General features: G+C 60.9%; 12 protein-coding genes and 1 tRNA gene. 7 read left to right on the plus strand and 6 right to left on the minus strand.

What is annotated here, in order from left to right:
* Window positions 1–281 precede the first annotated feature (281 nt).
* The 4 genes from arcA (at window position 282) to BN1143_RS06905 (ending at window position 5105) form a co-directional block, all read left to right on the plus strand.
* Window positions 282–1502: an arginine deiminase gene (arcA, locus tag BN1143_RS06890; protein ID WP_017764826.1), complete on the plus strand. Its 1221-nt coding sequence runs from the start codon at window positions 282–284 to the stop codon at window positions 1500–1502.
* Window positions 1503–1564: 62 nt separating this feature from the next.
* The gene (arcC, locus tag BN1143_RS06895; RefSeq protein ID WP_010635806.1) at window positions 1565–2491 is read left to right on the plus strand and encodes a carbamate kinase; all 927 of its coding nucleotides are present in this window, start codon (window positions 1565–1567) and stop codon (window positions 2489–2491) included.
* Between the two features lie 79 nt (window positions 2492–2570).
* Complete coding sequence (argF, locus tag BN1143_RS06900) at window positions 2571–3575, plus strand: ornithine carbamoyltransferase (RefSeq protein ID WP_005306471.1); 1005 nt, start codon at window positions 2571–2573, stop codon at window positions 3573–3575.
* A gap of 123 nt (window positions 3576–3698) precedes the next feature.
* Window positions 3699–5105, plus strand: coding sequence for a YfcC family protein (locus BN1143_RS06905; RefSeq protein WP_005306469.1), 1407 nt, complete (start codon window positions 3699–3701; stop codon window positions 5103–5105).
* A 148-nt stretch (window positions 5106–5253) separates the two neighbouring features.
* On the opposite strand, the gene BN1143_RS06910 is transcribed toward BN1143_RS06905, so the two are convergent.
* The 5 genes from BN1143_RS06910 to BN1143_RS06925 all read right to left on the minus strand — a co-directional run bounded on the left by BN1143_RS06910 (window position 5254) and on the right by BN1143_RS06925 (window position 8182).
* Entirely contained in the window at window positions 5254–5745 is a 492-nt protein-coding gene (locus tag BN1143_RS06910; protein ID WP_005306467.1) for an arginine repressor, read from the minus strand.
* A 218-nt stretch (window positions 5746–5963) separates the two neighbouring features.
* A complete protein-coding gene (pyrI, locus tag BN1143_RS06915) occupies window positions 5964–6428 on the minus strand; it encodes an aspartate carbamoyltransferase regulatory subunit (protein ID WP_005306465.1) in 465 nt (154 codons plus the stop codon).
* Window positions 6429–6444: 16 nt separating this feature from the next.
* The gene (gene pyrB / locus BN1143_RS06920; protein ID WP_005306463.1) at window positions 6445–7365 is read right to left on the minus strand and encodes an aspartate carbamoyltransferase; all 921 of its coding nucleotides are present in this window, start codon (window positions 7363–7365) and stop codon (window positions 6445–6447) included.
* Window positions 7346–7540, minus strand: coding sequence for a hypothetical protein (locus tag BN1143_RS22605; protein ID WP_139431056.1), 195 nt, complete (start codon window positions 7538–7540; stop codon window positions 7346–7348). Before BN1143_RS22605 ends, pyrB begins: the two co-directional genes overlap by 20 nt.
* A gap of 99 nt (window positions 7541–7639) precedes the next feature.
* Window positions 7640–8182 (minus strand): hypothetical protein, encoded by a 543-nt coding sequence (locus BN1143_RS06925; RefSeq protein WP_005306461.1) that lies wholly within the window; start codon window positions 8180–8182, stop codon window positions 7640–7642.
* 209 nt (window positions 8183–8391) lie between these two features.
* Between BN1143_RS06925 and BN1143_RS06930 the strand changes: the two genes are divergently transcribed.
* Together BN1143_RS06930 and BN1143_RS06935 are read left to right on the plus strand one after the other, a co-directional pair.
* Window positions 8392–8468, plus strand: a tRNA-Trp gene (locus BN1143_RS06930).
* 295 nt (window positions 8469–8763) lie between these two features.
* Entirely contained in the window at window positions 8764–10134 is a 1371-nt protein-coding gene (locus BN1143_RS06935) for a phosphatidylserine decarboxylase family protein (protein WP_042050104.1), read from the plus strand.
* A 49-nt stretch (window positions 10135–10183) separates the two neighbouring features.
* Here BN1143_RS06935 and BN1143_RS06940 read toward each other — a convergent pair whose 3' ends face one another.
* Window positions 10184–10702 carry a class IV adenylate cyclase gene (locus BN1143_RS06940; RefSeq protein WP_042050105.1) on the minus strand — a complete coding sequence of 173 codons (519 nt, stop codon included), beginning with the start codon at window positions 10700–10702 and terminating at the stop codon, window positions 10184–10186.
* Window positions 10703–10944: 242 nt separating this feature from the next.
* Here BN1143_RS06940 and BN1143_RS06945 point away from each other — a divergent pair, with 242 nt between their 5' ends.
* Window positions 10945–12837: a methyl-accepting chemotaxis protein gene (locus BN1143_RS06945; protein WP_042050106.1), complete on the plus strand. Its 1893-nt coding sequence runs from the start codon at window positions 10945–10947 to the stop codon at window positions 12835–12837.
* The last annotated feature ends 2 nt before the right edge of the window (window positions 12838–12839 follow it).

Below are 12839 nucleotides of genomic sequence, written 5' to 3' on the forward strand. Positions count from 1 at the left end.
CCGAAGAAAGTGCGTATTTAAACGGGAGGGGTGAATGGGATATTGTCAGTTCTGTTACCCCTATCAAAGAATAAACCGTGAATTTATTCAGTTCTGGGTGAATGTGATCAATGTCTAAGTTTATCGTGATTGGCAGGTCTAACCTCGGTCTCGAAAGGCAAGGGCAGGATAGAACACAAGCCGATTACCCTACATAAAGAATATCCCGCCTTAGCCACGAGCATGAATAGAAGGAATCTATTCAATCACTCGCAGGGACCACTGCTAGACGGAATATAATCATGAGCAAATTTTATGTAGGTTCTGAAGTTGGCCAATTGCGCCGTGTCATGTTGCACCGCCCCAACCTCAGTCTGAAGCGTCTGACTCCTTCCAACTGCCAGGATCTGTTGTTCGATGACGTCCTGTCCGTTGAACGTGCCGGTCAGGAGCACGACAAATTCGCTCAGGTACTGCGCGATCAGAATGTCGAAGTTTTCCTGCTGACCAATCTGCTGGCGGAAACCCTGGACGTGCCGGAAGCCAAAACCTGGCTGCTGCAACATCAGGTCTCCGACTATCGCCTCGGCACTTCTTTTGCCAACGACGTACGCTGCTTCCTGGCCGACATGCCGCACCGCGAGCTGGCCCGCATTCTCTCCGGTGGCCTGACCTACTCCGAGATGCCCTACAGCGGCGTCAACATGGTAGTGGGCATGCACGCACCGACCGACTTCATCATCGAGCCGCTGCCCAACCACCTCTTTACCCGTGACACCTCCTGCTGGGTCTATGGTGGCGTCTCCATCAACCCGATGGCCAAACCGGCCCGCCGTCGCGAAACCAACCACGTGAAGGCCATCTATCGCTGGCACCCGCAGTTTGCCGGTCAGGACTTCATCAAATACTTCGGTGACGAGGATCGCGACTACGACAACTCCACCATCGAAGGGGGCGACGTACTGGTCATCGGTCGTGGCGCCGTGCTCATCGGCATGTCCGAGCGCACCACACCGCAAGGGGTCGAGCACCTGGCTCGCGGCCTGTTCAAGCACGGCCAGGCCAAACAGGTCATCGCCATGCAACTGCCGAAACACCGCAGCTGCATGCACCTGGATACCGTCATGACCCACATGGACATAGACACCTTCTCCGTCTATCCGGAAGTCATCCGCAAGGATGTGAACTGCTGGAGCCTGACTCCGGGCGGTGCCACCGGCATGAACATCAAGGAAGAGGGTTACTTCGTCACCGCCATCGAGAAGGCACTGGGTGTCGATCAGCTCAAGCTCATCACCACAGGTGGCGACACCTTCGAGGCCGAGCGCGAGCAGTGGAACGATGCCAACAACGTGCTGACCGTGCGCCCCGGCGTGGTGGTGGGTTACGAGCGCAATACCTACACCAACGAGAAGTACGACAAGGCCGGCATCACTGTGCTGCCCATCCCGGGTGAAGAGCTGGGACGTGGCCGCGGCGGCGCCCGCTGCATGAGCTGCCCGATGGAACGCGACGGCATCTAACAAGACGGCGTGGCGCCGGCAGAGGCTGGCGCCACACAGCACCAAACTCGAGAGTAACACTCATGAAAAAACCAACTGTCGTCGTCGCCCTGGGTGGCAATGCCCTGCTCCGTCGTGGCGAGCCCCTTGAAGCAGATATCCAGCGCAAGAACATCGCCACCGCCGCCAAGACCATCGCCCTGATCGCTCAGGAGTACAACGTGGTGCTGGTGCATGGCAACGGCCCGCAAGTCGGTCTGCTGGCCCTGCAAAACAGTGCCTACACCAAGGTATCCCCCTATCCGCTGGATGTGCTGGGTGCCGAGTCCCAGGGCATGATCGGCTACATGCTGATCCAGGAATTGAAGAACCTGATGCCGAGCCGCAACGTCACCGCGCTGCTGACCCAGGTGCAGGTTGACCCGCAAGATCCGGCCTTCGTCAATCCGACCAAATTCATCGGTCCCGTCTACGAAGAGGCTGAAGCCCGCGCCCTGGCCGCAGAGAAGCAGTGGGTGGTCAAGGCTGACGGCAAGTTCTTCCGCCGCGTGGTGCCGTCTCCACTGCCCCAGCGCATCGTCGAAGGCGACGCCATCGAAACCCTGATCGCCCAGGGCCACCTCATCATCTGTACCGGTGGTGGTGGCATCCCTGTGACCTGGGATGGTCAGAGCCTGACCGGTATCGAAGCCGTCATCGACAAGGACATGTCTGCCGCCTACCTGGCCAAGCAGATCAAGGCCGACGCCCTGCTGATCCTGACCGATGCCGATGCCGTCTACCTGGACTGGGGCAAACCGACCCAGCGTCCGCTGCGGATCACCAGCCCGGACGAGCTGGCCGGGGTCAAGTTCGACGCAGGCTCCATGGGGCCCAAGGTCGAAGCCTCCTGCGAATTCGTCAAGGCGACCGGCGGGATGGTCGGCATAGGTGCACTGGACGATGGCCTGGCCATCCTCAAGGGCGAAGCCGGCACCAATATCGTCGCCACCCGTACCGTGAATGCGTAATTACCGACATATGTACTGAGAATGCGTAGTCAACACTACTGCCTGAATTGGTCTGAAACAAATATAGAGAGAACTCATCATGGCTTTTAATCTGCGTAACCGTAACTTCCTGAAACTGCTGGACTTCACCCCGCGCGAAATCCAATACATGATCGATCTGGCCATCGACCTGAAGAAAGCCAAATACGGTGGCTATGAGCGCAAACACCTGACCGGCAAGAACATCGCCCTGATCTTCGAGAAGACCTCCACCCGTACCCGTTGTGCGTTTGAAGTGGCGGCCTTCGACCAGGGCGCGCAAGTATCTTACCTCGGCCCGAGCGGTTCCCAGATCGGCCACAAGGAGTCCATGAAGGACACCGCCCGGGTGCTGGGCCGCATGTATGACGGCATTGAATACCGTGGCTATGGCCAGGAGATCGTCGAAGAGCTGGGTGCCCACGCCGGCGTCCCGGTCTGGAACGGCCTGACCAACGAATTCCACCCGACCCAGATCTTGGCCGACTTCATGACCATGCTGGAGCACGGCAAGGGCAAACGCCTGGATCAAATCAAGTTCGCCTACTTGGGTGACGCCCGCAACAACATGGGTAACTCCCTGATGGTCGGTGCCGCCAAGATGGGCATGGACATCCGCCTGGTCGCGCCGAAAGCCTTCTGGCCGGAAGAAGAGCTGGTTGCCAAGTGCCGACTGATCGCCGAAGAGACAGGCGCACGCATCACCCTGACCGAAGATGTGAAAGAGGGTGTGCTGGGGACCGATTTCCTCTACACCGACGTCTGGGTTTCCATGGGTGAAGCGAAAGAAGCCTGGGATCAGCGCGTCAAACTGATGACCCCGTATCAGGTCAACATGGACGTCATCAACGCCACCAAGAACCCGGATGTGAAGTTCATGCACTGCCTGCCGGCGTTCCACAACGATGAAACCACCATGGGCAAGGAAGTGGCTGACAAATACGGCATGAAAGGCCTGGAAGTGACCGAGGACGTGTTCGAATCCGAGCACAGCATCGTGTTCGACGAGGCCGAAAACCGGATGCACACCATCAAGGCAGTGATGGTTGCTACGCTGGGCGACTAAGGTCGCAGTAGTGGTGCCGGGGGGTGACCCCCGGCTTTTCGACCATGTGACAGCGGCATAATACCTCCAACCCTACGACCCGCAGCCTGCATGGATACCACACCCACAGAAGGAAGCTGGACCATGACCAAATTCAAGTTCCCGTCAGCCTACACGATACTATTCGTGCTGATCGCCCTGGTGGCCGCCCTGAGCTGGATAGTGCCGGCCGGCAAATACGAAATGACCATGAACGAAGCCCTCGGCAAGGAAGTGCCGGTGGCCGGTACCTACAAGCTGGTAGAGGGCAATCCCCAGGGGATCGTCGACGTGCTGCTGGCGCCGATCGATGGTCTCTACAACCATGACACCTACGAGGCAGGCGCCATCGACGTCTCCCTCTTCATCCTGATCATCGGTGGTTTTCTTGGCATAGTGACCAAGACCGGTGCCATCGATGCCGGTATCGAACGGGTGACCGACCGCCTGCGCGGCCGTGAAGAGTGGATGATCCCGATCCTGATGGCACTGTTCGCCGCAGGGGGCACCATCTACGGCATGGCGGAAGAGTCCCTGCCGTTCTATACCCTGCTGGTGCCGGTGATGATGGCCGCCCGCTTCGACCCGGTGGTGGCTGCTGCAACTGTGCTGCTGGGGGCCGGTATCGGTACTCTGGGTTCCACCATCAACCCGTTTGCCACCGTGATCGCCGCCAACGCCGCCGGCATCTCCTTTACCGATGGCATCTGGCTGCGCGTCGCCATGCTGGTGGCCGGCTGGCTGCTCTGCGTGGCCTATGTGATGCGCTACGCCAAGATGGTGCGCAGCGACCCCAGCAAATCCCTGGTGGCTGACAAGTGGGAAGAGAACCGTGCCCACTTCCTCGGCAACAAGAGCGACCAGATGCTGGAGTTCACCCTGACCCGCAAGATAGTGCTGGGCATCTTCGTCGCCGCCTTCGCCGTGATGATCTACGGGGTAGCCGTGCTGGGCTGGTGGATGGCGCAGATCTCCGGTGTGTTCCTGGCTGCCGCCATCATAGTCGGCGTCATCTCCCGCATGAGCGAGGAGGAGCTGACCTCCAACTTCATCGACGGTGCCCGCGACCTGCTCGGCGTGGCCCTGATCATCGGTATCGCCCGCGGTATCGTGGTGGTGATGGACAACGGCATGATCACCCACACCATACTGCACAGCGCGGAAGGGATAGTGACCGGCCTCTCCACAGTAGTGTTCATCAACGTGATGTTCGTGCTGGAAGTGGTGCTCTCCTTCCTGGTGCCGTCCTCCTCCGGCCTGGCCGTGCTGACCATGCCGATCATGGCGCCGCTGGCAGACTTTGCCAACGTGGGTCGCGAGCTGGTGGTCACCGCTTACCAGTCCGCCTCCGGTCTGGTGAACCTGGTGACCCCGACCTCTGCCGTGGTCATGGGTGGCCTGGCCATCGCCAAGGTTCCCTATGTACGTTGGCTGAAATGGGTAGCCCCGCTGCTCGGCCTGCTGACCGTGCTGATCGTGGTCTGCTTGAGCCTGGGTGCCGTGCTGGCATAAACACCGACAGACATAGCCGTAAAAACGGGAGCCGCTGGCTCCCGTTTTTTATGGCAGACCACGAGGCGCAGCGCACAGATGGGATAAAAAGCCGATTGGCAGACAACAAAAAGGCGACCCTGGGTCGCCTTGCTGCATTGGGGGGAGTCTAGCGCGCCTGTTCCAGAGTGCGCACCACGGCGGCGTGGGCCTGACGGGTGCGGCTGATGTGGCGCGGGGCGACCAGCACCACGTCGTTGCCGGCGACGGCCCCCATGATCTCGGGATTGGCGTTGCGATCAAGCAGACGAGCCACCACGGTGGCGGCCCCTGGCGTGGTATGGATCAACACCATCTGCTGGTTGTGCACCACGGCGCGCACCATGTCGTGAATGGAGCGAGTGCTGCCGGCGGGTTCCAGCTGTTCGTCAACCAGGGTGTAGACCTTCTTGCCGTTGGCATTCTGCGCCTTGGCGACGCCGAGACGGCGCAGCAGGCGGGAGATGGTGGACTGGCTGATGTCGGCAAAGCCGCGCTCCGACAGCTCGCGGCGGATCTCTTCCTGGGTGCTGTAGCAGTGCTGGCCGATGATCTGGCGACAGGCATCCAGCTGGGCCAGATCGGGCTCTTGGGCAACGGGACGGCTGAGGGTCTTGACCACGGCGAATTCCTTTGATGATGACCGACGGTAAACGCTCGATATCTGCCGCATTTGCTGAATATCAGCAAAAAATACTGGCAATCAATGCACTGGCAGGAAATGAGCGGGAATAGCTCTCTTTGGATGGCAAATTATAACCAACTGGTTATTTGGTGATGTGACAGGGGTCAAAAATGGGCCCCTTGGGGCCCACCTGGATATCTTTTTGAGTCTGGTTCTCAGTAACGTTCGCTGACGATGTCCTGGGTGAAGGACTTCTCGCAGTATTTGCACTTCATCCGTACCGCGCCTTTCACCTCGCGCACCCGGAAGTAGCTCTCCACCGGCTCGTTGTGGGAGATGCAGTTGGAGTTGGGACAGTGGAACACCCCGGCGATGAACTCCGGCAGCTTGAGCTGGTGCTTCTTCACCACGGCGAAGTCTTCGATGATGTTGACGGTCGCCTTGGGGGCGAACAGCGCCAGCTGGTTGGCCTGCTGCTCGGTCAGGCGGGTGTTCTCGATCTTGATGAGATCCTTTTTGCCGAGGGCGCCGGATTTGAGGTTGAAGCCGACGGTGATCCGCTCCTGGGTCTCTACCAGCTGGAACAGCTTGAGGATCTTGATGCCCTGGCCGGCGGGGACGTGGTCGATGACGGAGCCGTGACGGATGGCTTCGACTTGCAGTTGGTTCTTGTCAGACATGATGTTCCCCTTTCCGTTAGACAGTTTCGTTCAGTACCAGAGCCAGCAGTGCCTGGCGCGCATAGACCCCGTTCTCCGCCTGCTGGAAGTAGTAGGCGTGGGGCGTCTTGTCGACCGCGACGTCGATCTCGTCGACGCGGGGCAGGGGATGCAGGATCTTCATGGTGGGCTTGGCCCCTTCCAGGGTGGCCAGTTCCAGCACGAACTTGGCGGCCATGTGCTTGTACTCGGTCTCGTCGAAGCGCTCTTTCTGGACCCGGGTCATGTAGAGGATGTCGAGCTCAGGCATCACCTCTTCCATGGTTTCATGCACGCTGAACTGGATGCCCTTCTCTTCCAGCTCTTCGCAGATGTAGTCCGGCATCGCCAGCGCTTCCGGCGAGATGAAGAAGAAGCGGCAGTTGAACAGGCTGAGGGCCTGGGCCAGGGAGTGCACGGTGCGGCCGTACTTGAGGTCACCGACGAAGGCGACGTTGAGGCCGTCCAGCTTGCCCTGGGTCTCGCGGATGGAGAAGAGGTCGAGCAGGGTCTGGGTCGGATGCTGGTTGGAGCCGTCGCCGCCGTTGATGACCGGCACGCGGGAGAATTCGGAGGCGAGGCGGGCCGCCCCCTCTTTCGGATGACGCATCACCACCGCATCCGTGTAGGAGCCGATGATCTTGATGGAGTCGGCCAGGGTTTCACCCTTCTTGGCACTGGTGTTGCCACCGTCGGCGAAGCCGATGATGTTGCCACCCAGGCGCTGCACCGCGGTCTCGAAGGAGAGGCGGGTGCGGGTAGAGGCTTCGAAGAAGCAGCTGGCGACCAGCTTGTCTTTCAGCAAGCGGGTGTCGGGCTCGGCCTTCAACCGTTGTGCGGTTGAGACTACCAGTTCCATTTCAGACCGGGTCAGGTCCGTGATGGAGATGACATGTTTCTTATAGAGTGGATTGGTCATCGTCTGCATTCCCTTTGACATCAATGAAGGTTTTTCGGGCACAAAAAAAAGCCCCTGAAACAGGGGCTTTTTTTGAAAACAATTGGGGATCTGTGGGTCGGGAACCGGAAACAACGGGGCCGCTCTGGTGCGCTCCACCCGTCTGCAAGGCTGTTTTTTTCATCAAAAACTGCATCGTCCTGTCCTGACCTTTTTTCAAACCGGACAGATTATAGAGTCGCATTTTGAATTGTCAAAAATTTATTTCAAAGGCAAGATTTACGCAGAAAAACGTTTAAGTGCTGCGAACAGGTCGGCAAACCCACACCTGATGCTGGGGCTGCAGTGGCTCGTCATCATGCACCATGGCACGCAGATAGCCGAGCCTGTGGTGCCCTTCCAGCAGGCAGTAGGGGTGGGGCAGGGGTTGTCCGTTCGGGTAGCTGTCCCCTGCCGTCGATGCCAGCACTATGATGGGTTCTGGCCAACTCCCTTCACGCAACATCCTCTCCCCGAGCCAGGAGCTTCGCACGTAGCGGTTGCTGCGCAACATCTCGCCCCAGCGTTCGATCACCTCCATATGGCGGGAATCTATCTGGTCGATGATCCGGGCGGTGGGCCAGCTCTCGCACTCGAACTGATGGCGGGCGAGATCGATAAAGCTCCAGTTGGACTCAAAACCGCGCCAATGGCGATAAATCCACTGGATGAGCACATTTTCGGGAATGAAGGGCACCAGCGGGGCGACCCGCGCCAGATAGTCGGGCAGCGTCTCGGTTTTGCTTTCATCCCTGAAGTTGAGCGGTGCAAGTTGTTGCAGTAACCGGTAATTGAGCATGTGCAGCCCCCTTCTTGCCTGGCCCCAAGCTTAACCCTACCCCCATTGCGGTCAGTTTCCTACCCAAACAAGGCTGTAAATACAGCAGGTTACCCATTGGAGCTGCATAAATTGGCGGGATCTGCTCGTCCTTTGCTCAATCGCACCGAAAGTGAGAAAAAAGCCTTTACCTTTGAAACCCGCTTTGTATACTACGCCTCGTTTGTTGCAGGGGCGTAGTTCCAATTGGTAGAACAGCGGTCTCCAAAACCGATGGTTGCGGGTTCGAGTCCTGCCGCCCCTGCCATTTTCAGAGAAGCCAGCTCATTGAGCTGGCTTTTCGCTTTTCCGGGCCTGCCACTCTCCTTTTGCACATCCCCTTGTGCCGCCTGCTCTCCTGGCCTGGTTGCTCTCCCCATACCCGCATATCCCAACCCGCTAGTCGCTATTGCGCCACTCTGCCCTGTCGTTTCTGGCAATCGTGCCGCCGGGCCCCCTGTGCTACATAACAGGGTCGGTGCCCTGGCATGCTGCTGGCAGGCCGGCACTCAATGCTCAAGCCGTGGATTGTGGGCGTGAACATCAGCTGAGGAGAGCGAACCATGAACAAGGCAGTGGAAACCCGATTGAACAAGTCCCGACCCGGCGGCTGGATCCCCCAGGATGGGGCCCATGTCGAGCGCTGGATCCGGCGGATCAAGCACTACGTGAACCAGCAGCCGAGAGCGCTGGTCCCCCCCATCGCCGAGCTGCGGGATCTGGTCAATGCCGACCCGGCGCTGCATGCCCAGGCCGAGGCCATGTTCAAGGAGGCCTGGCGCCACAAGCACCAGACCCCGCTCGGTCAGCCTGAGGTGCGTTCGTTCGAGGAGTTCCTCGGTCTGCTCAACGGCATCATGACCACGGCCCCCGAGGCCTATCAGGACATCCCCAGCCAGGAGCCGTCCGGCCTCATCGGCTTTCCCATCAATGCCCTGCTCGACTGGCCCATGGCCACCCGCTCCGGCTACCAGTTTTTTGCCAATGCCCTGGTCAACCAGCAGTTCAAGAAGATCCTCGACTACTGGGCCCAGTTCCTGCAAAGCCCGGCTTCCCGCTATGTGCTGACCGAGCCGGTAAGCCGGCTGGATCGCGAGACCCTGGTGGTGCCCTGGCTTGGCAAGGCGGCCAAGGCCGAGATGGTGCAGGTGGCGAACGAAGCGGTCGGGGAGGGGCCCAACCCCACTCCGGGCAGCTTCGAGCAGATCTTCGAGTGCGAGCCGGCGGCCGATTACCACGGCTTCGGCTGCTGGGACGACTTCTTCACCCGGCGTTTTCGGGCCGGGGTGCGGCCGGTATCTGCGCCGACGGATGACAGTGTCATCGTCAACGCCTGCGAGTCGGCGCCGCTGCAGGTGCGCAAGGAGGTGAGCCGCAGCGATCAGTTCTGGCTCAAGGGGCAGCCCTATTCGCTGGAGAACATGCTCGATTTTGACGATCTGGCCCCCCGTTTCGAGGGCGGCACCGTCTATCAGGCCTTCCTCAGCGCGCTCAGCTACCACCGCTGGCACAGCCCGGTGAGCGGCACCATCCGCAAGGTACGCGTCGTCAACGGCACCTACTATCTGGAGAACCAGTTCGAAGGCTTTGCCGACCCGCAGGGGGCGGATCCCAGCGCCCCCAACAACTCCCAGCCGTTTCTCACCTCGGTGGCGACCCGGGCACTCATCTTCATCGAGGCGGACAACCCCAAAATCGGTCTGATGTGCGTGGTGCCGGTGGGGATGGCCGAGGTGTCGAGCTGCGAGATCACGGTGCAGGCGGGGGATCGGGTGCAGAAGGGGGATCCGCTCGGCATGTTCCACTTCGGCGGCTCCACCCACTGTCTGCTGTTTCGCCCCGGCGTCAGGCTGGAGTTTGACTTCCATGGCCAGACCCCAGGGCTGGATGCGACCAATATGCGGCTCAATACCGCCATCGCCCGGGTCAAGTAGCTCTGCCGGGCAGAGTATGGGAGGCCGCCTGCGGGCGGCCTTGTTGCATTCAGGCCTGCTGCCGGAGAAGCAGATCCAGGTAGGCGCCTTCTATCAGCCGGGAGGGCTCTACCCCAAGCAGTGCCATGATGTCGTTGGCTTCCTGCATCCCCGCCTCAAGCGGCTCGTCCTCCTCCAGCACCACCTCCAGTTCGAGGAAATGGCCGAGCCCCTGCACCCGATCTAGGTGGATCCGGGTTCTGCCGACCAGCAACAGGGTGCGCTTCTTCTGCACCCTGCCGATCTGGCCCCAGGCCAGGCTGAGGGTCTCCCGCAGGCGATCCGGTTCATGTGTCGGGGTCAGCTGATAGAAGCTCTCCTTGGGGCCTTGTTGATCGGCGCGGCGGTAGAAGATGAGCTCGCCGGCCGAGGGGGAAAAGGTTCGCAGCTTCAGACGACCGGCGTCACAGCGAAAGAAGGTGTCATCCTGCTCGATCTCGACGGGGCCCTGATCGGCGATGGCGAGTGCCTTGGAGAGCAGGTCATCTATCCGCTCTATGCTGGCTTTGATCTCGATATTTCGGGGCATGGCAGGGTTATCCATCAGGGTTTGAAGGAGTCCAACCTAGCACGGATTGCGTCCCTGCATAGCCATTTGTCGAGACGGATATCGGACGAAGAGTGGGTGGTTTTTCGTGAGCTGTGGCACAACCTGTTGCCGAGTCATGATAAATCGACAGGATTCACTAAAGTCTGTTCAGCATGTGGCCGATAGCCTTGATTAAACAAGGGTCTCTCCCTGGCCCGTCACAACAACAAGGATCCGTAGTCATGACACTTTCGTTGCGCGGCAAGCTGCTGGCCACCAGTCTGGGGGTGGTGCTGCTGATGGCCTCACTGCTCGGCATCGTTGCCTTTCACACCCTCAAATCCCGCACCATGAGCGCCATCCAGAGCGAGGCGGTCAACTATGGCCACGCCTACTCGGTCGCCATCGGCGACTGGATGGCGGATCGCAAGAACGCGGTGCACGCGCTGGTGAACCTGATCGCCGACAACCCGCAGGCCGAGCTGGTGCCGCACCTGAAGCAGGCCTACACCTCGGGCGGCTTCGGGCTCACCTACTTTGGCTCGACCCAGGGGGTGATGACCCGCCAGGACCCCTCCCTCAATACCGGCAACTATGACCCGCGCGAGCGTCCCTGGTATCAGGACGCGGTGAAGGCGGGGCAGCTCATCGTCACCGCCCCCTATGTCAGCGTCACCATGCAGAAGCTGGTGGTCACCCTCTCCGAGCCGGTACGTCATCAGGGCGAGCTGGTCGGCGCCGTGGGGGCCAACCTGGCGCTCGACAAGCTGATCGACGAGGTGTTGGCGATGCAGGTGCAGGGGGATGGATACGCCATGCTGCTCGACAGCAGCGGCCTCATCGTCGGCCACCCCAACAAGGAGCTGGCGCTCAAGCAGATTGGCGAGCTCTCTCCCGACCTGTCGGCGGCCACCTTCCAGCAGTGGGGCCGCGAGAACAACGAGCTGCACGCCGCCACCCTCGACGGGCGCGACGTGTTGCTGGCGGTGCAACCGGTGGCGGGCACCGACTGGCTGCTGGCCATGGTGATGTATCGCGACGTGCTGGAGGCACCGCTCGCCACCCTGCTGTGGCAGCTGGTGGGGCTGACCCTGGTGCTGATGCTGGTGTTCAGCGCCCTGCTCACCGCCATGTTCAAGTATCTGTTTGCCGATCTGGGTCGGGTCGCCGGCGCGCTGCACGACATCGCCCACGGCGAGGGGGACCTCACGGTCCACATCAACACCCGCAGCAAGGACGAGGTGGGTCAGCTGGCGGAGAGCTTCAACCAGTTCGTGGCGCGGCTGCACGGCATCGTCAGCCGACTGCGTGACGTCACCGTCGAGCTGGCGGCCCAGTCTCGCGCCCAGGCGGCCGGGGCCCAGTCCCGCAGCCAGCGGGTGCGCCAGCAGCAGGACGAGATCGTGATGGTGGCCACCGCGGTGACCGAGATGGCCTCCGCCACTCAGGAGATCGCCGGCAACGCCGAGTTTGCCGCCACTACCTCGGGCGATGCGGTCAAGCTGGCGGTATCGGGCCAGTCGCAGGTCGGCCAGAGCCAGCGCAGCATCACCGGGCTGGCAGACGAAGTGGCCGACGCCAGCCAGATCATTGTGGAGCTGGATGCCCATGCCCAGAAGATCAGCGGCATTCTGGCCACCATCAGCGGCATCGCCGAGCAGACCAACCTGCTGGCGCTCAACGCCGCCATCGAGGCGGCCCGGGCTGGCGAGCAGGGCCGCGGCTTTGCGGTGGTGGCGGACGAGGTGCGGGTGCTGTCGCGCCGTACCCACGACTCCACCGACGAGATCCAGCAGATGATCGAGACCCTGCAGCAGACCACCCGCCGGGCGGTGGGCGGCATGGAGACCAGTCGCCAGCTGGCGGGCACCAGCGTGGAGGATGCGGAGTCCGCCAACCAGAGCCTGGCGCGGATCAACGAGGCGATCGGTTCCATCAGCGACATGGCGACCCAGATTGCGGCGGCGGCCGAAGAGCAGACCTCGGTCACCAGCGAGATCAGCCGCAACACCGAGAACATCCGCCACGTCTCCCAGGAGCTGGCCGAGCAGGCCAATCAGGAGGCGGCGCAGGCGGCCGAATTGAAGGGGCTGACCGAGCGGCTGGAGCAGGAGGTCGGCCGCTTCCGGCTCTGATC

It is taken from the genome of Aeromonas dhakensis (genome assembly GCF_000820305.1).
GTDB classification, from domain to species: domain Bacteria; phylum Pseudomonadota; class Gammaproteobacteria; order Enterobacterales; family Aeromonadaceae; genus Aeromonas; species Aeromonas dhakensis.

Excerpts from the sequence above, each read along its gene's own strand:
- BN1143_RS06945 (WP_042050106.1), top strand. The coding sequence starts at position 10,945 with ATGACACTTTCGTTGCGCGGCAAGCTGCTGGCCACCAGTCTGGGGGTG.
- arcC (WP_010635806.1), top strand. The coding sequence starts at position 1,565 with ATGAAAAAACCAACTGTCGTCGTCGCCCTGGGTGGCAATGCCCTGCTC.
- argF (WP_005306471.1), top strand. The coding sequence starts at position 2,571 with ATGGCTTTTAATCTGCGTAACCGTAACTTCCTGAAACTGCTGGACTTC.
- BN1143_RS06905 (WP_005306469.1), top strand. The coding sequence starts at position 3,699 with ATGACCAAATTCAAGTTCCCGTCAGCCTACACGATACTATTCGTGCTG.
- BN1143_RS22605 (WP_139431056.1), bottom strand. The coding sequence starts at position 7,540 with ATGCAGTTTTTGATGAAAAAAACAGCCTTGCAGACGGGTGGAGCGCAC.
- arcA (WP_017764826.1), top strand. The coding sequence starts at position 282 with ATGAGCAAATTTTATGTAGGTTCTGAAGTTGGCCAATTGCGCCGTGTC.
- BN1143_RS06935 (WP_042050104.1), top strand. The coding sequence starts at position 8,764 with ATGAACAAGGCAGTGGAAACCCGATTGAACAAGTCCCGACCCGGCGGC.
- BN1143_RS06940 (WP_042050105.1), bottom strand. The coding sequence starts at position 10,702 with ATGCCCCGAAATATCGAGATCAAAGCCAGCATAGAGCGGATAGATGAC.
- pyrI (WP_005306465.1), bottom strand. The coding sequence starts at position 6,428 with ATGTCTGACAAGAACCAACTGCAAGTCGAAGCCATCCGTCACGGCTCC.
- pyrB (WP_005306463.1), bottom strand. The coding sequence starts at position 7,365 with ATGACCAATCCACTCTATAAGAAACATGTCATCTCCATCACGGACCTG.
- BN1143_RS06925 (WP_005306461.1), bottom strand. The coding sequence starts at position 8,182 with ATGCTCAATTACCGGTTACTGCAACAACTTGCACCGCTCAACTTCAGG.